General features: G+C 70.2%; 1 protein-coding gene. It reads right to left on the bottom strand.

Annotated features, from left to right (window positions below; translation table 11 throughout):
- Positions 1–19: 19 nt before the first annotated feature.
- The coding region (locus tag DT057_RS35010; protein ID WP_128566570.1) for an ISAs1 family transposase at positions 20–1008 on the bottom strand (989 nt) is incomplete at its 5' end.

Genomic DNA, 1008 nt, shown 5'->3' with positions numbered 1-1008 from the left:
GCAGGGCTAGGAATCCGGGTTAACGCATTTTGAGGGTGAGGATGGTCTGCATGTAGGCTGGGTCCCAGGCGGCCATTTTGCGGCGCAGTTTGAGGCTTGTGGGCTTGGGTGGGGCGCCTGGTCTGGGCCCGCGCTTGAGGGGGGATCGGGCGGGCGTTGGCCGGTCTCGTGCGGTTCGCACGAGGTTGAGGGCGAAGTGGCGGACCACAGCCATGTTGTGAGCGCCGTGGCCCTTGCGCAGGCGGGACTGGTCGTCGGCAAAGACCACGTCGAGGACCCAGTGCAGGCTGTTCTCGATGGCCCAGTGTCCGCGCACGGCGTCTGCGGCGCGCTGGGCGGTGAGGGTTGCGGAGGAGACGTAGTAGCGGGTCTCACAGCGGCCCCGGTCCTTGAGTTCGGTACGGGCCTGGACCCGCACCAGGCAGGCGGCATCCGGCAGGCGGGTCTCGCCGGGGAAGCGGCGGGGCCCGTCGAGCCAATCGACCCCGCGCACGACGCTGACCGTGCGCGCCTCGATGCGGCCGTGGCCCTTGTCGTGCTCGGTGACGGTCTCGACGGCGCCAGCCTCAGGATCGGCAAACAGGCGCTCGACCTCGGCGCGCAGGGTGGGCTGGTTGGCTTTGACGGCGAGCAGGTAGTCGGCGCCCGCCGCCCGGATCGTCGCGGCGATGGCCGGGTTGGTGGCAATCGCGTCGATGGAGATCAGCGCCCCCTTCAGGCCGTCGTTCTCGGCCAGCCGCGCGATCAGGGCCGGGATGGCTTTGGTCTCGCTGGCCTTGTCGGGCACCGCCTCCTGGCCGAGCACGAGGCGGGTCGTGGTGGCGAACGCCGAGACGAGGTGCAGGGGCGGGGCTCCGGTGGCACGATCATGGCTGCGGCGCGAGGTCTTGCCGTCGATGGCCACGAAGTCGGGCCGTTCGGGCCAGGTGGCGCGCACCCAATCCGTGAAGGCTTGCGCGAACAGGCCTGGATCGATGCGGTTCATCAGCAGGGTCAGCCAGCGCCCGC

The sequence above is a fragment of the Methylobacterium crusticola genome (assembly GCF_003574465.1).
Classification (GTDB): Bacteria; Pseudomonadota; Alphaproteobacteria; order Rhizobiales; family Beijerinckiaceae; genus Methylobacterium; species Methylobacterium crusticola.
This window is presented reverse-complemented; position numbering and strand designations above follow the sequence as displayed.